This is a genomic window from Stutzerimonas stutzeri (assembly GCF_002909485.1).
GTDB lineage: Bacteria > Pseudomonadota > Gammaproteobacteria > Pseudomonadales > Pseudomonadaceae > Stutzerimonas > Stutzerimonas stutzeri_AH.
Genome location: NZ_PPXG01000003.1, coordinates 501,235 through 520,894, shown reverse-complemented (window position 1 = coordinate 520,894; position 19,660 = coordinate 501,235). Strand labels below are relative to the sequence as shown.

At 61.1% G+C, this 19,660-nt stretch carries 20 protein-coding genes; 4 read left to right on the top strand and 16 right to left on the bottom strand.

All coding sequences use genetic code 11. From position 1 onward, the window contains the following. Nucleotides 1-2: 2 nt before the first annotated feature. The 3 genes from ubiD to trxA all read right to left on the bottom strand — a co-directional run bounded on the left by ubiD (nt 3) and on the right by trxA (nt 3,410). Entirely contained in the window at nt 3-1,469 is a 1,467-nt protein-coding gene (gene ubiD / locus CXK91_RS09870; protein WP_103455968.1) for a 4-hydroxy-3-polyprenylbenzoate decarboxylase, read from the bottom strand. A gap of 123 nt (nt 1,470-1,592) precedes the next feature. Further along, nucleotides 1,593-2,852 carry a transcription termination factor Rho gene (gene rho, locus CXK91_RS09865; RefSeq protein WP_058063663.1) on the bottom strand — a complete coding sequence of 420 codons (1,260 nt, stop codon included), beginning with the start codon at nt 2,850-2,852 and terminating at the stop codon, nt 1,593-1,595. A gap of 231 nt (nt 2,853-3,083) precedes the next feature. Continuing rightward, complete coding sequence (trxA, locus tag CXK91_RS09860) at nt 3,084-3,410, bottom strand: thioredoxin TrxA (protein WP_003283463.1); 327 nt, start codon at nt 3,408-3,410, stop codon at nt 3,084-3,086. 183 nt (nt 3,411-3,593) lie between these two features. Here trxA and ppx point away from each other — a divergent pair, with 183 nt between their 5' ends. Further along, the gene (gene ppx / locus CXK91_RS09855; protein ID WP_103455967.1) at nt 3,594-5,096 is read left to right on the top strand and encodes an exopolyphosphatase; all 1,503 of its coding nucleotides are present in this window, start codon (nt 3,594-3,596) and stop codon (nt 5,094-5,096) included. A 116-nt stretch (nt 5,097-5,212) separates the two neighbouring features. Here the strand turns inward: ppx and ppk1 are convergent, their stop codons facing one another. Next, nucleotides 5,213-7,423 (bottom strand): polyphosphate kinase 1, encoded by a 2,211-nt coding sequence (gene ppk1 / locus CXK91_RS09850; protein ID WP_103455966.1) that lies wholly within the window; start codon nt 7,421-7,423, stop codon nt 5,213-5,215. 19 nt (nt 7,424-7,442) lie between these two features. Then, on the bottom strand, nt 7,443-8,456 hold the full coding sequence (hemB, locus tag CXK91_RS09845) for a porphobilinogen synthase (RefSeq protein ID WP_103456072.1): 1,014 nt from the start codon (nt 8,454-8,456) through the stop codon (nt 7,443-7,445). A 301-nt stretch (nt 8,457-8,757) separates the two neighbouring features. Between hemB and elbB the strand changes: the two genes are divergently transcribed. After that, nucleotides 8,758-9,423 carry an isoprenoid biosynthesis glyoxalase ElbB gene (gene elbB / locus CXK91_RS09840; protein WP_103455965.1) on the top strand — a complete coding sequence of 222 codons (666 nt, stop codon included), beginning with the start codon at nt 8,758-8,760 and terminating at the stop codon, nt 9,421-9,423. Nucleotides 9,424-9,565: 142 nt separating this feature from the next. After that, on the top strand, nt 9,566-10,033 hold the full coding sequence (locus CXK91_RS09835) for a thioesterase family protein (protein ID WP_103455964.1): 468 nt from the start codon (nt 9,566-9,568) through the stop codon (nt 10,031-10,033). Nucleotides 10,034-10,052: 19 nt separating this feature from the next. Here the strand turns inward: CXK91_RS09835 and CXK91_RS09830 are convergent, their stop codons facing one another. Genes CXK91_RS09830 through CXK91_RS09810 form a run of 6 tightly spaced genes read right to left on the bottom strand, consistent with a single transcriptional unit; the run spans nt 10,053 to nt 14,463 of the window. After that, nucleotides 10,053-10,508: a YaiI/YqxD family protein gene (locus tag CXK91_RS09830; RefSeq protein ID WP_103456071.1), complete on the bottom strand. Its 456-nt coding sequence runs from the start codon at nt 10,506-10,508 to the stop codon at nt 10,053-10,055. A gap of 14 nt (nt 10,509-10,522) precedes the next feature. Further along, nucleotides 10,523-11,155 carry a LysE family translocator gene (locus CXK91_RS09825; RefSeq protein WP_103455963.1) on the bottom strand — a complete coding sequence of 211 codons (633 nt, stop codon included), beginning with the start codon at nt 11,153-11,155 and terminating at the stop codon, nt 10,523-10,525. A gap of 48 nt (nt 11,156-11,203) precedes the next feature. After that, nucleotides 11,204-11,911: a TerC family protein gene (locus CXK91_RS09820; RefSeq protein WP_423833780.1), complete on the bottom strand. Its 708-nt coding sequence runs from the start codon at nt 11,909-11,911 to the stop codon at nt 11,204-11,206. Further along, nucleotides 11,859-11,975 (bottom strand): hypothetical protein, encoded by a 117-nt coding sequence (locus CXK91_RS23055; RefSeq protein WP_423833779.1) that lies wholly within the window; start codon nt 11,973-11,975, stop codon nt 11,859-11,861. Before CXK91_RS23055 ends, CXK91_RS09820 begins: the two co-directional genes overlap by 53 nt. After that, entirely contained in the window at nt 11,972-12,556 is a 585-nt protein-coding gene (locus CXK91_RS09815; protein WP_103455961.1) for a mechanosensitive ion channel domain-containing protein, read from the bottom strand. Before CXK91_RS09815 ends, CXK91_RS23055 begins: the two co-directional genes overlap by 4 nt. Continuing rightward, nucleotides 12,553-14,463, bottom strand: coding sequence for an ATP-binding cassette domain-containing protein (locus CXK91_RS09810; RefSeq protein ID WP_103455960.1), 1,911 nt, complete (start codon nt 14,461-14,463; stop codon nt 12,553-12,555). Before CXK91_RS09810 ends, CXK91_RS09815 begins: the two co-directional genes overlap by 4 nt. A gap of 69 nt (nt 14,464-14,532) precedes the next feature. On the opposite strand from CXK91_RS09810, the gene CXK91_RS09805 reads away from it, so the two are divergent. After that, nucleotides 14,533-15,012 carry a TIGR02444 family protein gene (locus CXK91_RS09805; protein ID WP_103455959.1) on the top strand — a complete coding sequence of 160 codons (480 nt, stop codon included), beginning with the start codon at nt 14,533-14,535 and terminating at the stop codon, nt 15,010-15,012. On the opposite strand, the gene CXK91_RS09800 is transcribed toward CXK91_RS09805, so the two are convergent. The 5 genes from CXK91_RS09800 to CXK91_RS09780 all read right to left on the bottom strand — a co-directional run bounded on the left by CXK91_RS09800 (nt 14,985) and on the right by CXK91_RS09780 (nt 19,647). Continuing rightward, entirely contained in the window at nt 14,985-15,818 is an 834-nt protein-coding gene (locus tag CXK91_RS09800; protein ID WP_103455958.1) for an AlgP family protein, read from the bottom strand. The genes CXK91_RS09805 and CXK91_RS09800 overlap by 28 nt on opposite strands. Nucleotides 15,819-15,912: 94 nt before the next feature. Beyond that, the gene (gene rsd / locus CXK91_RS09795) at nt 15,913-16,377 is read right to left on the bottom strand and encodes a sigma D regulator (RefSeq protein WP_103455957.1); all 465 of its coding nucleotides are present in this window, start codon (nt 16,375-16,377) and stop codon (nt 15,913-15,915) included. Nucleotides 16,378-16,638: 261 nt separating this feature from the next. Next, nucleotides 16,639-17,130, bottom strand: coding sequence for a disulfide bond formation protein B (locus CXK91_RS09790; RefSeq protein ID WP_103455956.1), 492 nt, complete (start codon nt 17,128-17,130; stop codon nt 16,639-16,641). A 118-nt stretch (nt 17,131-17,248) separates the two neighbouring features. After that, nucleotides 17,249-18,469 carry a heme biosynthesis HemY N-terminal domain-containing protein gene (locus CXK91_RS09785; protein WP_103455955.1) on the bottom strand — a complete coding sequence of 407 codons (1,221 nt, stop codon included), beginning with the start codon at nt 18,467-18,469 and terminating at the stop codon, nt 17,249-17,251. After that, a complete protein-coding gene (locus CXK91_RS09780; RefSeq protein WP_103455954.1) occupies nt 18,466-19,647 on the bottom strand; it encodes a uroporphyrinogen-III C-methyltransferase in 1,182 nt (393 codons plus the stop codon). Before CXK91_RS09780 ends, CXK91_RS09785 begins: the two co-directional genes overlap by 4 nt. Between the last annotated feature and the right edge of the window lie 13 nt (nt 19,648-19,660).

The following is a 19,660-nucleotide window of genomic DNA, read 5'->3' as shown; positions in this document are numbered from 1 at the left end:
TTTCAGTCGATACCCAGCTGCGACCAGAGTTCATCGACCCGTTGCTTCACCGCCGGATCCTGGACGATGGCTCGCCCCCATTCGCGACTGGTCTCGCCCGGCCACTTGTGGGTGGCATCCAGGCCCATCTTGGAGCCCAAGCCGGAGATCGGCGAGGCGAAATCCAGGTAGTCGATGGGCGTGTTGTCGATCATCACCGTGTCACGCTTGGGGTCCATCCGCGTGGTAACTGCCCAGATCACATCGTTCCAATCACGGGCGTTGATGTCGTCGTCAGTGACGATGACGAACTTGGTATACATGAACTGGCGCAGAAAACTCCAAACGCCGAGCATCACCCGCTTGGCGTGACCGGGGTACTGCTTCTTGATGGTCACGACTGCCATGCGGTACGAGCAGCCTTCCGGCGGCAGGTAGAAGTCGATGATCTCTGGAAACTGCTTCTGCAGAATCGGCACGAACACTTCGTTCAGCGCCACCCCGAGAATCGCTGGTTCATCTGGTGGCCGGCCGGTATAGGTGCTGTGGTAAATCGGATTCTTGCGGTGAGTGATGCGCTCGACGGTAAATACCGGGAAGCGATCCACCTCGTTGTAATAGCCGGTGTGATCGCCATACGGCCCCTCGTCGGCCATCTCGCCTGGATGGATATGCCCTTCAAGAACGATCTCCGCGTACGCCGGCACCTGCAAATCGGAACCAAGCGCCTTGACCAGCTCGGTACGCGACCCACGCAACAGCCCTGCGAAGGCGTATTCGGACAAGGTGTCGGGCACCGGTGTAACCGCGCCAAGGATCGTCGCCGGGTCGGCGCCCAGGGCCACCGCTACCGGATAAGGGCGATCCGGGTACTTCTCGCACCACTCGCGGAAATCCAGCGCACCGCCGCGGTGACTGAGCCAGCGCATGATCACTTTGTTGCGACCGATAACCTGCTGGCGATAGATGCCGAGGTTCTGACGCTCCTTGTTCGGCCCCTTGGTGATGGTCAGGCCCCAGGTAATCAACGGCGCGGCGTCGCCCGGCCAACAGTGCTGCACCGGGATTTTCGCCAGGTCAACGTCGTCGCCCTCGAGGATCACTTCCTGGCAAGGCGCGTCCTTGAGCACCTTGGGCGCCATGCTGATGACCTTCCTGTAGATCGGCAGCTTGCTCCAGGCGTCCTTCAGCCCCTTGGGCGGTTCGGGCTCTTTGAGGAAGGCCAGCAGTTTGCCGATCTCACGTAACTCGGAAACGTCTTCGGCACCCATGCCGAAGGCCACCCGCTGCGGCGTGCCGAACAAGTTGCCGAGCACAGGCATGTCAAAGCCGGTCGGGTTCTCGAAGAGTAGCGCCGGCCCCTGCTTGCGCAGGGTGCGATCGCAGATCTCGGTCATTTCCAGAACAGGAGAGACGGCAGCCGTGACTCGCTTGAGTTCACCGCGTTTTTCCAGGCCGCTGATAAAGTCGCGCAAATCGCGATACTGCATGCTTGAGCCTCGTATGGGCCGGGCGGGGTCGGGGCGCAAAGTTTAGCCCCAGCGTTGGGTTTTCCAAAACCTGCAGACAGACAAAGGCCGGGTTTCCCCGGCCTTGTTGGTAACGACGTGCGCTTACTTGCGCTTCATGGACATGAAGAATTCGTCGTTGGTCTTGGTGTCCTTGAGCTTGTCGAGCAGGAACTCAATGGCAGCGCTTTCATCCATCGGATGCAACAGCTTGCGCAGAATCCAGATGCGCTGGAGCTCTTCCTCGCTGGTCAGCAGCTCTTCCCGACGAGTACCCGAGCGATTGATGTTGATGGCCGGGAATACGCGCTTCTCGGCGATGCGACGATCGAGCTGAAGCTCCAGGTTGCCAGTGCCCTTGAATTCCTCGTAGATCACTTCGTCCATCTTCGAGCCAGTTTCCACCAGCGCAGTGGCGATGATGGTCAGGCTACCGCCCTCTTCGATGTTCCGCGCAGCACCGAAGAAACGTTTCGGCTTCTCGAGGGCGTGAGCATCGACACCACCGGTAAGCACCTTGCCGGAGCTCGGGATCACGGTGTTGTAGGCGCGCGCCAGGCGAGTGATCGAGTCGAGCAGAATGACCACGTCCTTCTTGTGCTCGACCAGACGTTTGGCCTTCTCGATCACCATCTCAGCGACCTGAACGTGGCGGGTCGGCGGCTCGTCGAAGGTGGAAGCGACCACTTCGCCACGCACGGTGCGCTGCATTTCAGTCACTTCTTCCGGGCGCTCGTCGATCAGCAGGACGATCAGGTGGCACTCGGGGTTATTGCGGGTGATGTTGCTGGCAATATTCTGCAGCATGATCGTCTTGCCCGCTTTCGGCGGCGCGACGATCAGGCCGCGCTGGCCTTTGCCGATCGGCGCACAAAGATCGATCACCCGGCCGGTGAGATCTTCGGTGGAGCCATTGCCGGCCTCCATCTTCAGGCGCTGATTGGCGAACAGCGGTGTCAGGTTCTCGAAGAGAATCTTGTTCTTCGCATTCTCCGGTCGATCGTAGTTGATCGAATCGACCTTGAGCAGGGCGAAGTAGCGCTCGCCTTCCTTGGGAGGACGGATCTTGCCAATGATGGTGTCACCGGTGCGCAGGTTGAAGCGGCGAATCTGGCTTGGCGAGACGTAGATGTCGTCCGGACCGGCCAGATAGGAAGAATCCGCGGAGCGCAGGAAGCCGAAGCCGTCCTGGAGAATCTCCAGCACGCCATCACCGGAGATTTCCTCGCCGCTTTTAGCGTGCTTCTTGAGCAGGGAGAAAATCACGTCCTGCTTGCGCGAACGGGCCATGTTGTCGATGCCCATCTGTTCGGCCATTTCCAGCAGTTCGGTGATGGGCTTTTGCTTGAGTTCGGTCAGATTCATAGAAAGAGTCAGGAAGGATGTAGAAAGCGATTAGCTTGAGAAGCCGCGCAGCAAGAGACGAACGAGTTCGTTGTGCTTTATGAGGCTGAAGTGCGTCGGCGACGGCATGCAGAGGGCGACGCAAGAAAGCGTCGCGAGGCCGAATTTAGCACCGCACAGGCGAAGCGTCCACCCTGCCGATAAAAAAAGCCCCCGCATCTGCGAGGGCTTTAGAAGGGAACTGCAGCGGACTCAGATATTGCTATCGAGGAAGGCTGCCAATTGCGACTTGGAAAGCGCGCCCACCTTGGTCGCCTCGACGTTGCCGTTCTTGAACAGCATCAGTGTCGGAATGCCACGCACGCCATACTTCGGCGGGGTCTCCTGATTCTCGTCGATGTTCAGTTTGCACACCTTGAGACGGCCTTCGTAGTCCTTAGCGATCTCGTCGAGAACAGGTGCGATCATCTTGCAGGGGCCGCACCACTCAGCCCAGTAGTCGACCAGTACGGGACCGTCGGCCTGGAGGACGTCCTGCTCGAAACTGCTGTCGCTGACATTGTTGATGTATTCGCTCATGGATTTTCTCCAGGGTCGGAACGGAAAGGTCGCCATCATAGCCCTACTGGGAGCGGACCGAAAGCCGCAGACCCGCGAGCGAGTGACGAGCGCGCTTGAAGGGCAGCGTGGTGCGTCGACGTCTGCGTTGGCGGATGAGGTCGATCATGTCAGGATGTCGGGGTTTTGCATCGAGACCGCCCAATGCGCCAGAACACCGCTGAGACTTTCCCTATGATCGCCGCCCTGGATCTGGGCTCGAACAGCTTCCACATGGTGCTGGCCCGCACCAGTAACGGCGAAATGCGCATCCTCGAACGGCTCGGCGAGAAGGTCCAGCTGGCCGCCGGCATCGACGAAAATCGATTGCTCGACGAAGACGCCATGCAGCGCGGACTCGACTGTCTGCGGCGCTTCGCGCAGCTGGTCAACCATTTGCCGCAAGGGGCAGTGCGCATCGTCGGCACCAATGCCCTGCGTGAGGCGCGTAATCGGGCGACGTTCATCCGCCGCGCCGAAGAGATCATCAACCATCAGGTCGAGGTCATCTCCGGGCGCGAAGAGGCACGCCTGATCTATCTTGGCGTCTCGCACACATTCCCCGGCACCCCGGGCCGGCGCCTGGTCGCCGATATCGGCGGTGGCAGCACCGAGTTCATCATCGGCGAAGGCTTTGAGTCGCAGCTGCGCGAAAGCCTGCAGATGGGCTGCGTAAGCTATACCCAGCGATTCTTCCGCGACGGCAAGATCACTCCGGCACGCTATGCCCAGGCCTACACCGCGGCTCGGGTCGAGTTGATGGGCATCGAGCACGGCCTGCGCCGGCTTGGCTGGCAGGAATCGATCGGCGCATCAGGCACCATCCGCGCTGTCGGGCTAGCCATCAAAAGCGGCGGCTTCGGTAACGGCGAGGTCAATACTGAAGGTTTGGGTTGGCTCAAGCGCAAGCTCTTCAAGCTCGGCGATGTTGAGAAGATCGACATCGATGGGATTAAGCCGGATCGGCGCGGAGTATTCCCTGCCGGCCTGGCGATTCTCGAAGCGATCTTCGATGCGCTCGAACTCGGGAGCATGACTCATTCGGAAGGGGCATTGCGCGAGGGCGTGCTGTACGACCTGCTGGGCCGCCACCATGATGAGGACATTCGCGACCGTTCGCTGAGCTTCCTGATGGAGCGCTACCACGTCGACATGGAGCAGGCCGCACGGGTCGAAGCCAAGGCACTGGAAGCATTCGATCAGGTGGCAGAGGCCTGGAATCTTGATCAGGACTGGCATCGCGAACTGCTTGCCTGGGCCGCCCGCGTGCATGAGGTAGGCCTTGATATCGCCCACTACCATTACCATAAACACGGCGCCTACCTGATCGAGCACTCCGATCTGCCCGGCTTCTCGCGCCAGGATCAACTCGTGCTGGCATTGCTGGTGCGCGGCCATCGTCGCAACATCCCGCAGGACAAGTTTGGAGAGATCGGTACCGACGCCGACGCACTGGTACGACTGTGCATCCTGCTGCGCTTCGCCATCCTGTTCCATCACATCCGCGGTGCGAATGCCGTTTCCGAAGTTCAGCTCAAGGCCACCGAACGCAGTCTGGAACTGATCTTCCCTACCGGCTGGCTCGGCGCCAACCCGCTGACCCGCGCCGACTTCGAAGCCGAAGCCGCCTGGCTCGCACGGGTCGGTTACGAGCTACGGATGAAATAAAGAGGCTGGATCAGAAGGCTTAACCCCTGCCCGCCTCTACCCCCTTCTACACGCACGATGCAGCGCTGCTGCCGTCAGGCTACACAGCCCATATCCGGCCGTTCCGGCCGGATCTTTCAGCGCGTGACAATCTGCGGACCGGCCAGGCGCTCCAGCAGCGTGCTCTGCACGTTGCGTGCATTCTGGTTGCCAGTGGGGCTTATGCGCAGGTAGCTGCCGTCAGGCTGCAGGACCCAGCTTTGGGTGTTGTCGCTGAGGAAGCCTTCCAGCTCCTTCTTCACCCGCATGACCAGCTTCTTGCCTTCCACCGGGAAACAGGTCTCCACGCGACGATCAAGATTGCGCTCCATCCAGTCGGCGCTGGACAGATAGAGCTTCTCGTCACCATCGTTCTGGAAGTAGAACACCCGGCTGTGCTCCAGGAAGCGGCCGATGATCGAACGCACATGGATGTTATGCGAAACCCCGGCGATGCCAGGCCGCAGGCAGCACATGCCACGCACGATGAGGTCGACGCGTACGCCGGTCTGGCTGGCCTTGTACAGCGCCTTGATCATCTTCGGATCGGTCAGTGCATTGATCTTCAGGATGATGTGCGCGGGTCTGCCCTCGGCAGCGTGCTGCGTCTCTTGCGCGATCAGGTCGAGCAACGTTTTCTTCAGCGTGAACGGCGCATGCAGCAGCTTCTTCATGCGCATGGTTTTGCCCATGCCAATCAGCTGGCTGAACAGCTTGGAGACGTCCTCGCACAGCGCGTCATCGGACGTCAGCAGGCTGTAGTCGGTGTATAGCCGCGCATTGGCCGCATGGTAGTTGCCGGTGCCCAGGTGCACGTAGCGGCAAAGCTCGCCGTTCTCGCGCCGCAGAATAAGCATCATCTTGGCGTGGGTTTTGTAACCGACCACTCCGTAAATCACGACCGCACCAGCCTGCTGCAGCCGACTGGCGAGCTGCAGGTTGGACTCCTCATCGAAGCGGGCACGCAGTTCGATCACCACGGTGACCTCCTTGCCGCTGCGTGCCGCATCTACCAGCGCATCGACGATCTCGGAGTTGGCACCTGAACGGTACAGGGTCTGCTTGATCGCCAGCACACACGGATCCTTGGCGGCCTCGCGCAGCAGATCGACAACTGGCGTGAACGACTCGAAAGGATGCAACAGGAGGATGTCCTGCTTGTTGATCACGCTGAAAATCTTGTCACTGTTCTGCAGCAACTTCGGAATCGACGGCGTGAACGGGTTGTATTGCAGCTCCGGGTGACTGTCCAGGCCGGTGATACTGAACAGCCGAGTCAGGTTGACCGGGCCGTTGACCCGATACATCTCGCTCTCGCCAAGGCTGAACTGCTTGAGCAGGAAGTCGGCCAGATGCTGCGGGCAGGTATCGGCCACCTCCAGACGCACGGCATCGCCGTAGCGCCGCGAGATCAGCTCGCCGCGCAGCGCACGGGCCAGGTCTTCAACATCTTCGGTATCCACGGAAAGGTCGGCGTTACGCGTGAGCCGGAATTGGTAGCAGCCCTTGACGCGCATGCCGTGGAACAAGTCATCGGCATGGGCATGGATCATCGAGGAGAGGAACACGAAGTTGTCCCCTGCACCGCCTACCGACTCGGGCACACGAATGACTCGCGGCAACAGGCGTGGTGCGGGGATGATCGCCAAACCGGAATCGCGGCCGAAGGCATCAATACCTTCGAGCTCGACGATGAAGTTCAGGCTCTTGTTCACCAGCAATGGGAACGGATGCGTGGGATCCAGGCCAATCGGTGTGACGATCGGCGCGATCTCGTCACGGAAATAACGGCGCACCCAGGTCTTGAGCTTCGTCGTCCAGTGGCGGCGACGAATGAAACGAATCTGGTGTTCGGCCAACGCAGGCAGCAGCACATCGTTGAGAATCGCGTATTGGCGGTCGACCTGCTCATGCACCAGCTCGGATATCCGTGACAGCGCCTGGTGCGGCTGCAAGCCGTCGGCACCCGCTTGTTCGCGAGCGAAAGTGACGCGCTTCTTCAGACCGGCTACGCGGATTTCGAAGAACTCATCGAGGTTGCTGGAAAAGATCAGCAGGAACTTCAGCCGCTCCAGCAGAGGATAGGACTCATCCAGCGCCTGCTCGAGCACGCGGATATTGAACTGCAGCTGCGATAGCTCGCGGTGGATGTACAGCGCACTGTCATCCAGATTGAGCACCGGCACGACCGGCGCTTCCTCGACGACTTCCGGCGGTGCGGGCGTCAGCACCTCCGGCAACGTCTGCTCCAGCACCTCACTGACACTGGCGTCCTGCAGTTCTTTTTCGCTGAGTCCCTGGTTGATCATCGCTTTGCCTCGAAAGGGCTCACTGGCCCCGTTTTAATTGTTGTGCCGCCTGTTTGGCGAAATAAGTGAGGATGCCATCAGCCCCGGCACGCTTGAAGCCGACCAAAGACTCAAGAATGACGGCGTCACTCAGCCAGCCGTTCTGGATGGCTGCCATGTGCATGGCGTATTCACCACTGACCTGATAGACGAAGGTCGGCGCCTTGAACGCATCTTTGACGCGCCAAACGATATCCAAATAGGGAAGACCCGGTTTGACCATCACCATGTCCGCGCCTTCAGCCAGATCAGCGGCCACCTCGTGCAGCGCCTCGTCACCGTTGGCCGGGTCCATCTGATAGGTATTCTTGTTGCTCTTGCCTAGATTGGCCGCCGAGCCAACCGCATCGCGGAACGGGCCGTAGTAGGCACTGGCGTATTTGGCCGAATAAGCCATGATGCGCACATTGTGGTGCTCGGCCACTTCGAGCGCCTCGCGGATCGCCTGGATGCGACCGTCCATCATGTCCGACGGCGCAACCACTTGAGCGCCTGCTTCGGCGTGGGACAGCGCTTGGCGGACCAACGCATCGACCGTAACGTCATTCTGCACGTAGCCGCTTTCGTCGAGGATGCCGTCCTGGCCATGGGTGGTGAATGGGTCGAGCGCGACGTCGGTGATGATCCCCAGCTCCGGAAAGCGTGCACGCAGTGCGCGCGTGGCGCGCTGAGCGATGCCGTCGGGATTCCAGGCTTCGGCGGCATCCAGAGACTTCTTCTCCAGCGGCGTCACCGGGAACAGCGCCAGCGCCGGAATGCCCAGCGCTACCAGTTCCTCGGCTTCCTCGAGCAACAGGTCGATGGACAGGCGCTCTACGCCAGGCATCGACGGCACGGGCTCGCGGCGATTTTCGCCATCGAGCACGAACACCGGAAGGATGAGGTCGTCGACCGTGAGGACGTTCTCACGCACCAGGCGACGGGAAAAATCATCACGACGGTTGCGGCGCAAACGAGTGGCGGGAAACAGCCGACTGGCAGGAACGAAACTCACGACGGACTCCTGGCCCGCAGTGCGGGCGAATATGACGTTTATAGGCCTGAAGCATGACGAAATGATGACAAGGTCACGCTGCCTAGCCTCCGATACCATCCCATTGTCGCCACCCATGCCCGCAACTGCCAGTGCTTTGATCAGCCGCAAACCGGCATGCCAGACCTGCGGCAATGAACACCGGCGAATCGCGCGAATCCAAAGGAACATGCGGGCTTACCTGAAACCGTCTCAGGTATTAGCATCGAACGCATCCGCCGTGCCCTCCGAAGGGCCGTTGAACTTGACCAGGAGTACCGCTATGAACAAGAAAGTCGCCGTGATTCTTTCCGGCTGTGGCGTCTACGACGGCTCGGAAATCTACGAGAGCGTCATCACCCTTTTGCGCCTGGATCAGCGGGGCACCAAAGTGCAGTGCTTCGCGCCCAACATTGCGCAGATGCATGTGATCAACCATCTGACCGGCGACGAGATGCCGGAGTCGCGCAACGTGCTGACCGAGTCGGCCCGTCTGGCTCGCGGCGAAATCAAGGATCTGCGCGAGGCGCGCGCCGAAGATTTTGATGCGTTGATCATCCCAGGCGGTTTCGGCGCTGCGAAGAACCTTTCGACCTTCGCCACTGAAGGCGTAGGCAGCAAGGCATTGCCTGACGTGGTCGCCCTTGCGCAGGCATTCGCCGAGGCCCGTAAGCCAATAGGCATGATGTGCATCGCACCCACGATGGCCGCGCAGATCTTTGGAGCCGGCGTTGTATGCACCCTGGGAAGTGACGAGGCCGACGCAGCAAAGGCGGTCGGCGAGATGGGCGCCGAACACAAGGCGTGTGAGGTGACTGACATCGTTGTAGACGACAAGCACCGCCTGGTGACCACACCAGCCTATATGTTGGCGCAGTCCATCAGCGAAGCCGCTTCAGGGATCTACAAGCTGGTCGATCGAGTGCTGGAGATGACCGTCGAGGATTGATCCCAACGCCACATGAAAATCCCGGCCCGCCCGGGATTTTTTTTGCGCGAAAGCCGCCAAAGCCGCGGCTGCTCGTGCCGATGACCTGTTCAGCACGGACAACCTAGTGCAGCTTGCTCGCTCATGCACAGGAGCGCCGAACATGAATCAAGACGATGCACTGCTCGCCGAGCAGGCCCGGGCTGTGCGCCAGATGTTCGAACGCATCCCGTTCAACCAGGCCTTGGGCATCGAGCTAGATGAGATATCGACGTCACGGGTGGTCATGCACTTGCCCATGAAGGCGGAGCTGGTGGGCAATTTCGTCCATGGCATCCTGCATGGTGGAGTGATCGCCTCGCTGTTGGATGTCGCTGGAGGTGCGATGGCGATGCTCGGCGCCTTCGACAAGCATCGCCATCTGACGACCCAGGAGCGCGCCGCACGCCTTTCGCGGCTAGGCACCATCGACCTGCGCATAGACTATCTGCGCCCAGGCCGCGGTACCCGCTTCAGCGCCAGCGCGGAACTACTGCGTTCGGGCAACAAGGTTGCGGTTGTACGCTCGGAGCTGCACAACGAACTGGGCACCCTGATCGCCGTGGGCACCGGCACCTATCTTTGCGGTTGAATACCAGAACTGACGCCGCTCAGCGAACTCTCGACAGTTGCGTCAGCAAGCGATCCAGTGCATTGGCGAAGGCCTGCCGATCGCGTTCGCTGTAGGCCGCCGGACCGCCGCCCATCTGGCCCTGATCGCGCAAATCGGTGAACAGATTGCGTACCGCCAACCGCTCGCCCATGTTTCGCTCGTCGAACTCGCGGCCACGCGGGTCGAGCGCCGCAACGCCCTTCTTCACCAGGCGATCGGCCAACGGCACATCGCTGCAGATCACCAGATCGCCAGGCGCGGCATGCTCGACCAGATAGTCGTCGGCCGCATCCGGCCCGCTCGGCACCACGATCAGCCGAACACAGGCAAATGCGGGCTTCACCTGACTCTGCCCGGCAACCAGCAGCACCTCGAACCTGCGTTTCAGCGCGAACTTGATCACTTGATCCTTGGCCGCGCGCGGACAGGCATCGGCATCGATCCAGACGCGCATCGCGCCCTGCTCGCTCATGCGACCGCGCGCCGAACCGTAGCCAACAGCGCCGCCGCACCGGCGAACATCGCCGCAAAGCTACGATTGACCAGGCGTTGCTGGCGCGGCGTGCGCAACAGCCGCAGCACTTTTGCCGCCATCCCGGTGTAAGCGGCCATGACCACCAGATCGACCACTACCATGGTCGCTGCCATCTCGCTGTACTGCAGTAGCAGCGGCCGCTGCGGGTCGAGAAACTGCGGAAGCACCGCGAGGATGAAGACGATCGCCTTGGGATTACTCGCGTTGACCACAAACCCACGCAGCACCAGGCTCAGCGGCCTACCGATGGGACGCGGCGCAGCCGAATCATCCAGAGCTTGCGGCTGTGCCTGCCACTGCTTCCAAGCGAGCCACAGCAGATAGCCGACACCGAACCACTTGATCAGGCCGAACGCCAGCTCAGAGGTTGCCAGCACTGCGCCTACGCCTGCGGCAACCACGGCGATCTGCAGCACCAGCGCCAGTTGCAGGCCAATGGCATTCCAGTAGCCACGCCAGAATCCGTACTGCAATCCACAGGACATCGAGGCAATGGCACCGGCACCCGGTGACAGGCTGATCACCCAGCAGGCGACAAAGAAAGCAAGCCAGGTTTCCAGTGACATGTGAGTCCCTCCGTTCAAGCAGTTGCGCCGGTTGCCTGGCGCTTCGATTCAGTCCGGAAAGCCCTTGCCCAGCTTCACCGGTTCCTTGAGTTTGCGCTTCATGGCTTTGCGCATGCGAATGTTCAACGCCTCGACGCCCAGCGAGAAGGCCATGGCGAAGTACACATAGCCCTTGGGCACATGCACATCGAAGGCCTCGGCGATCAGCAGCGTGCCGACGACAATTAGGAATGACAGCGCAAGGATCTTCAGCGTCGGGTGCTTGTCGATGAATTCGCTGATGGTGCCGGCCGCCAACATCATCACCAGCACCGCGATGACGATCGCCGCGACCATCACCGGCACGTTTTGCACCAGGCCCACCGCCGTGATCACCGAATCTAGCGAGAAGATAATGTCGATTACTGCGATCTGCAAAATGATGCCCATGAAGCCGGCTTTCACAGCACCACCGCTACCACTCCGCTCTTCTTCCTCGCCTTCGACGCTGTGCCAGATCTCCAGAGTGCTCTTGAACAGCAGAAAAAGACCGCCGAAAAACAGAATCAGATCACGCCCGGAAACACCCTCGCCCAAGACGGTAAACAGGTTGTTGGTCAACCGCATGACCCAGGCAATCGACAGCAACAAGAGTATGCGCGTGCCCATGGCCAACGCCAGACCGAAGAAACGAGCTTGCGGCTGCTGCTCCTTGGGTAGGCGGCTAACCAGGATCGAGATAAAAATGATGTTGTCGATGCCGAGGACAATTTCCAAGGCAGTCAGAGTCAGAAAAGCGACCCAGATTTCCGGATTGCTGAGCCATTCCATGAGGAATCACTTCTCGTTGGGGTTGCGGTTGTATAGCTGCACATCGCTGCCACGCCACCGGCGCACGGCCTTTTGGAAGAACAGGCTGTTAGGCACTTGTACGATGGCGCCGGTGCCGGCTTCAGCCACCTCTTCAAGGGTGGTGTAGAGCAAATTGATATCGATCACCCTGCCCTTGACGATCGGCTTGTCGAAAGCCTCGACGATTTCCACCACATCGCCCAAACGAAACGGGCCGACAGTCAGGATGAGCACTGCGCAGAGCAAATTGGACAGTACGCTCCAGATCGCGAAGAAAGCAATCGCCGCCACCGCGACGAAACCGGAGAGGGCCGTCCACAGAACGGTGGCGGACACACCGAAGCGCTCCAGAACCATGATCAACGCGCCGCCGACGATGAACCAGCGGATACCGCCCCGCACCGGAATCACCAGCTCCGGCGGCAGCGGATAACGTGACGAAAGCCGAGTCAGCCCGCGGGCAACCAAGCGTTGCAGCACGTAGGCCACCAGCAGAATCAGCAGCACCTGCAGGCCCAGCATCCACTGCACCTGCCACTCCTCGACCAATGCCAGCCAAGGCTCGCTCATGCGCTGGCCTCCAGCTGCGCCTGCAGGCTTTCAAGAGCTTCCAGCGCTTCCAGCCAGGCCTCTTCCAGCTCGCCTTCGCGAACCTTCAGTTCGGCCTGCTTGGCCAGCAGTTCCCGTAATTCATCCTTGCGCGCGACATCATAAAGCGCGCTGTCGCCCAGCCTCGTTTCCAGCTCAGCTAGCTTTTCGTGTACTACGGCCAGATCCTTCTCCAGCTTGTCCGCCTGGCGCTTGTGCGGCGCCAGCTGCTGGCGCAGGGCGGCGGCGGCTTGACGCTGGGCGCGCTTGTCGGTCTTGTCCGCCGCGCCCTCACTGCTGGAAATGGGTTGCTGACGTGCACGGTAATCCACCAGCCAACGTGCGTAGTCTTCTAGATCGCCGTCGAAGCTTTGCACCACACCGTCAGCCACCAGCAGAAACTCATCGGTGGTGCTCTTGAGCAGATGCCGGTCGTGAGAGACCACCAATACCGCCCCTTCGAAATCCTGCAGCGCCAGAGTCAGCGCCAGGCGCATCTCCAGATCAAGGTGGTTGGTCGGCTCGTCGAGCAGCAGCAGGTTTGGCTTGCCCCAGGCGATCAGCGCAAGCGCCAGACGCGCCTTCTCGCCGCCGGAGAAATTCAGCACCGGCTCATCGCAGCGCGCGCCACGAAAATCGAAGCCGCCGAGGAAATCGCGCAGGGTCTGCTCGCGCTCGTTTGGAGCAATACGCTGCAGATGTAGCAAGGGGCTGGCCTTGGGGTCGAGCGAATCCAGCTGGTGCTGGGCAAAGTAGCCAACAGCCAGATTCTCGCCGCGCTGCAGGCGCCCGCCGAGCGGGACGAGTTCGGCAGCGAGTGTTTTGATCAGCGTCGACTTGCCTGCGCCGTTCGGGCCCAGCAGACCGATACGGGCGCCGGGCACAAGCTGCAGCTTGACCTTCTCCAGCACCACCTTATCGCCATAACCGAGTAGACCCTCTGCAAGGTCCAGCAACGGGCTGGAAACCTTGTCCGCCTCGCGGAAGCGGAAATCGAATGGCGAGTCCACATGTGCCGGCGCCAACTCTTCGAGGCGCTCCAGCGCCTTTATCCTGCTTTGGGCCTGGCGTGCCTTGGTCGCCTGGGCCTTGAAGCGACGGATATAGCTTTCCATGTGAGCGCGCTGTGCCTGTTGCTTCTCGAAGGCCTGCTGCTGCTGCGCAAGGCGCTCGGCACGGGTACGCTCGAACGCCGAATAGCCCCCACGGTAAAGCGTCAGCTTGCGCTGTTCGAGATGAATGACGTGATCAACCACCGCGTCAAGGAAGTCGCGGTCGTGGGAAATCAGCAGCAACGTGCCGGGGTATCCTTTGAGCCAATCCTCCAGCCAGAGAATCGCGTCAAGATCGAGGTGGTTGGTCGGCTCGTCCAGCAGCAGCAGATCGGACGGGCACATCAGCGCCTGGGCAAGGTTCAGACGCATGCGCCAACCACCGGAGAAGCTGCTAACCGGCAGAGTCATCTGCTCATTGGCAAAGCCCAGCCCGGCAAGCAGCTTGCGCGCGCGGGCGTCGGCACTGTAGCCGTCGACGTTGTCCAGCTCGGTATGCAGGCGCGCCAGGGCATTGCCGTCATGTGATTGTTCGGCAGCGGCAAGCTGGGTCTGGATATGCCGCAGCTGGATATCGCCATCGAGCACATAGTCCACCGCCAGACGTTCGAGCGTATCGATCTCCTGGCGCATGTGCGCGATGCGCCAGTCCGGCGGCAACTGACAATCGCCGCCGTCGGGCACGAGCTCGCCACGCAGCAATGCAAAGAGGGTGGATTTGCCGGCGCCATTGGCACCGATCAGACCGGCCTTCTGGCCGGGGTGCAGGGTCAGCTCGGCGCCTTCCAGCAAACGCTGCGGGCCACGCTGTAGAGTGAGATTCTGAAGTCGGATCATAATGCCGGCGAGTTTATCAGGTCGCCTGGAATGCCAGCCGGGCTGCCAACAAAAAAAGGCGTGTTGCTAATGTCGAACCCTGATCTCTGGACTTTCGCCTTGCGCTGCTACGCACGACCAGGCGTCGAGGGCGCTTGCCTGGAGCTGCAAAATCTGGGCGCGGATGTCTGTGTGCTGCTTTGCGCGGCTCGGCTCGAGATGCAAGGAGTCGCCTGTAACCAAGAGCGATTACAAGCGCTGGAAGAGGTTGCCGCACCCTGGCGAGTGAACGTAGTTCAGCCCCTGCGCGAACTGCGTCAGGCATGGCGCTCGTTGGCTGAGCAGGACGCGGTCCTGCACAACCTGCGCGAAACGCTGAAGAACATGGAACTGGAGGCCGAACGCAGCTTATTGGAACGGCTACAGATGGCCAGCTGCGAATGGATAGAGACGACTGGGCCCAACAATTGGCTGAGCGCCCTAGCGCCAGCAGGCCACTGCCGCACAGCGCTGGAAACCCTGCGCCACGCGGCGTATCAAACTCAGCTGGAGCTAGGCGACGACGTCTGAGAAGCAGCGGCACGCTTTGCTGCAGGCTTACGCGCGGCGGGCTTTTTCGCGGCTGTCTTGACGGTCGACTTGCCTGCAGCGGGCTTGGAACGCGTCTCCACACTGGCTGCTGCACTTTCGGCGGACTGAGGAACGACCGCAGCCTTGACGGCACCGGCTGACCGGGCGCGGGCCGGAGCCTTACTTGCGGCCGGACGTGTGCTAGCAGGCTTCGCCGCGGAGGAGCTGGCTGGCGTCTTTGCTGGCTTTGTGGCCGGAGCTTTAACAGCCGGCTTTGCTGCAGCCTTGGCTGTTTGGGTTTTGGCAGAGGAGCTACCTGCCTTGGCCACGACAGGCACTGAATTGCTGGCAGGTTTGCGAGCAGTCGGCCGGGAGGTTGCGCCTGGCTTGGCGGCTGACGGCTGCTGGCGGCTTTGCGAGGCCTTGCCCGCGGCATCGGCGACCTGCCGGATACCCTGAGTCAGCTTCAAGCTCTGCTCCGCATCACGCTTGAGCTCAGCGAGGTAGGTCAGGGTTTCGCTCTGACGCGCCTGCAGTAGCGCAAGTGCCCCTTCCAGTTCGGTAAGCCGTGTGCGCGCCTTGGTCTGCGCCCTGGTCTTACCTGCGCTGCCGGCCTCATCCAGCTTGGCCCGGGCCTTTGTCAGCTTTTCCTGCGCCTTGCCGCGCTGCTTCTGCAGCTTGGCGAGCGCGCTTTCGGCATCCTTGATCGCCTGTGTGCAGGCCTTATCCAGATGCTCGATGAGACTGTGCGAAAGCTGCTGCAGCAAATGCAGCGGGGTGGTAACCGACTTCTTCTTCGCGGGCATGAAGGTGCCTCCTGGCAGGAACGATGCACCCATACTAGACGGCCCACCAGATAGCCGCCAGGGGCCACAGCCGCCGAAGCGGGCGCCCCAGCTTTCAGGCCGTTGCAGCAGATTGCTTGTGTGCAGTGTGCAGCACTTCGATCAGGCAGTCTTCGAGCTCAAAACGCTCGTGCAAGAGCTGGCCAAGCTTCTTGAGCTCATCGCCCAGACCCGGACTGCCCAGGCAATCGCCTTTATCGCAGCGATCATTGAAGCCAAGTGCAACCTGCGTGATCGTTTCGATACGCGGGTAGATCTGTTTGGCAAGCTCGATGGCAGGCGCGTCGCCAAAGGCTTCGGCCTCGGCAAGCAATTGTTCGTAGATTTCGAAGTGGCCGGCCGAAACATAATCGACCAGATATTCGCAGAACCGCTGCAGGGCCTGACGAGCAGTATCGTCGCGCTCTGTATGCAGACCGTCGTAGGCGTTGATCAGCGCGTGGCGCTCGTGCAGCCAACGGTCGATCAGCAGATGTACACCACCCCAGCGTTCCTGGGCATTCCGACAGCTCTCGAGCATGATGACCTCACTTCCCTAATCGATGTTGCTTGTACGCCATTCCGAGACGTTTTTGTCTTTCGGTATCGGCCTTTGGGTGAGTGACGGTAACGAATGGCAAAAATCCGTCACCGCACGAGCAGACTATGCCGCGGCGCTCGAAGCATCAAGCAAAATGCCGACGAATCTCACACGCCCGCAGCGGCTCCGAAGAGGCCACAGGTCCATGAGAAGACCCTGCAAGCGCAGCGGTAGTTCGCCCACGGGAAGGTAAAATTGCGCTCAGTCGCGCCGTAGCAGTTGCCAGAGACAGACGATGGCCATGCCGATGAAGCCCAGCAGGCTCCACTCGGGAATGCTCATTCCCAGCAGAGTCCAGCTCACTTCCGCGCATTCAGCGGTTCCGTGCAATACCAGACGGATGATTTCCTGGAACGGGAACGCCTCCATCATGTACTCAAGGCTCGGCAAGCAGCTCGGCAGCTGATCGGCAGGCACACTTTGTAACCAGATCTGCCGTATCGCAGTAGCGCTACCTGCCGCCACGAACAACAGGGCGAAGCCCGCATAGATGCGCCGCCCCATCTTCGCTGGACCATGGATCGCAGCGGCGAGACAGACCAGACCGAAACCGATTACGCAAATACGCTGGACAATGCACAGCGGACACGGCGCGAGGCCCATCACATGCTCCATGTAGAGCGCGATGGCGATCAGCAGGGCGCTGCCCGCAAAGGAGAGAACGAATAGAGAACGAGGGCTGGCCAGGCGCATGATGGCTCCGCTAGCTGGAAAAGTTCGCTACGGTAGTGGAAAGCCCAATGGCCTTACAAGCAGCGCAACGGCCGCGTAGAGACATCAGACCCACCACATGGCGGGCCTGACTAGCCGATCACAAGGTGGCGGGAAGATTTCGGTCGAGCAGACCGACGCCTTGCTGAAACAGCCGATTGCTGTTTTCGGTGTCGCCTAGTTGCGCTAGCAAGCGCGCGAGCTCGGCACAGGTTTCCGGGCGATGATCGAAACGCAGGCTCGCTTCCAGATAATCGCGCGCCTTGCCCCACAGCTCGTTGCGCAGGCTGAGGCGACCCAGCGCAAGCAACAACACCGCATTCTGTGGATGATCCTTGAGCCATCCTTCGGCATGTGCGAGCTGACGCGCCGGATCACGGCCATGCACAAGTCCATAGCGCTCTACCAATCGATCATCAAATTGACGCTTGATCGCCGCGTACAGCACTTCCTCGGCCTTGGTCTGCGCTCCCAACCGGCGTAGCCCATCGGCGTAGGCACGTACCACCAACGCCTCACTGCGCAAGGAGCTGGGTACCGTCTGCCAACGCTGGTTCAAGGTCTCGATGCCTGCCTCGGCAGGAAGCTCCGAGGGTTGGCCGGCCTGTTCGACGGCGGCGGTCCAGGCCAACACTTCAAGTTCGCTCAGGCGCGACGCAGGCAATACTCGATGCTTGCGCAGCTCCGGCAGCAGCTTGCACAGTGCCGACCAATCTTCGAGCTGCACATAGAGTTGCTGCAGCAGCGTCAGCACATAAGGGTGACGGGGATGTTCGGCTTGCAACTCGCTGAGCGATGCCCGTGCTTCGACGTACTGACCACGGGCGATTTGCAGTTGCGCCTGGGTCAAGCCGATCGCCAGCGCTGCCTCGGGCTCACGTTCGCGGGCCTTCTGCAGCAATTCGTCGCTCTGGGCGTAGTCGCCCAACTCGTTGGCCGCGCGCGCAGCGCCGAGGTAGTGCACCAGCGGCTGACGGTCCTTTTCCGCGGCCAGTTGCAAATGCCCGAGCGCAGGCCCCCATTGCCCTTCGGCGAGCTCTCGCAGACCACTGCGAGATGCTTTCTCAGCCCTGCGGGCACGGTGGCGCCGCGACCAGGGATTGACCAGCGCTCCAGACACCTGCAGCAACCCCAACAACCAATGCATCGCCATTGCCACCAGCCAGAGGCAACCAACCAGCGCGAGGAAAACCCAGAAGCTCGATTCGTAGCGGAACTGGTCGTAAGTGATCAGTACATAGCCGGCGCCCTGGCTGATCGCCCAACCGAGAAAGCCTGCAATCGCAAGCAAAAGAATGAACACCAGAGCCAGACGTTTCATGTGCGTTGGGCCTCCTGCGCCTGATTCTCCGTCTCCGGCTGTGCGGACGACTCCGTCGCCTCACCTTCATCGCGACGCTCACGCTTCTGCACATAGGCCTGCAGGGCCTGCAATGCCGGGGCGAGATCAGGCAGGGTGACCTCCACTTCACGCTGGGCCAGCACCTCAAGGCGCTCACGCAGGCCGCGGGCCTTGCCGTTGTCTTCGCTGAAGTGGTCCTTGAGCACCTCACTCGCCTGTTCCAGCGACTGTCGATAGACCTCGGTATTGCCGTTGAGCACTGCCCATTGCGCCTGCTCGATAGCGAGCGACAACGCCAGGCGCACCTGGCCCAGCGTCTGGCCGGCGAGCAACGGCTTGACGTCGCCACTGGCATCGAAGTCCACCCGCACGTAGCGCGTAAGCTCGTTCAACCAGCGCTGCCAGCGACTGTCCTGCGCGCTTTCCGGCTGCGCCTGGCCATTGACGAACTCCGGTGCCAGCGCGCTGAGCTGAGCGGTTTGCCCGCGCAAGGCGCCGAGCTGCAGAAACAGCCCGGTGCGGTCGAGTTCCGGCAGGCTGCGCAGTGCTTCGAGCCCTTCCAGCAATTTCTGCCGTGTGCCGTAGGCGCCCGGATCATCCTGCTTCTGCAAAATCAGGTCGGCCTCGTGGACCAGCATCTTCGCGCTGTTCACATCTTGCATGGCCGATAGCTGCAGCATCGCCATGCGCAGCAGATGTTCGGCTTCGGCCAGGCGCCACTCTTCGCGGCTGGCGCCGAGCACCTGTTCTACACGACCGGAGAGGCGTTGCTGATCGCTTTGCAACGCCGCCAGCAGCCGCCGCCGCTCCTCCAGCTCGGCGGCCGAAGGCAGCTGCTCCAGACGGCCCAGCCGCGCGGCCAGCTCGCGCTCACGCTCAGCCAGCTGGCGGGTCTGCTCTCCGGCACTCTGCAACGCTTCGAGCTGACGATCTTCATTGGCGCCAAGCTGCTGCAGCTGCCAGAGGCCATAACCGCCGAGTGCCACACCGCCCAGGCCCACCACCAACGCCAGCGCTGCCACGGACTTGGCACCGCTATTGGAGCTTGAGACAGGCTTGGATGGAGCAGGCTTGGCGGGCTTCGCAGGCTCGACAGCTGGGTTCGGCTCACTGGCGGGGGGTTGCAGCGGTTCTTTCTTGGAGTCTGCTTCGCTCACGTTTCCATCCTTT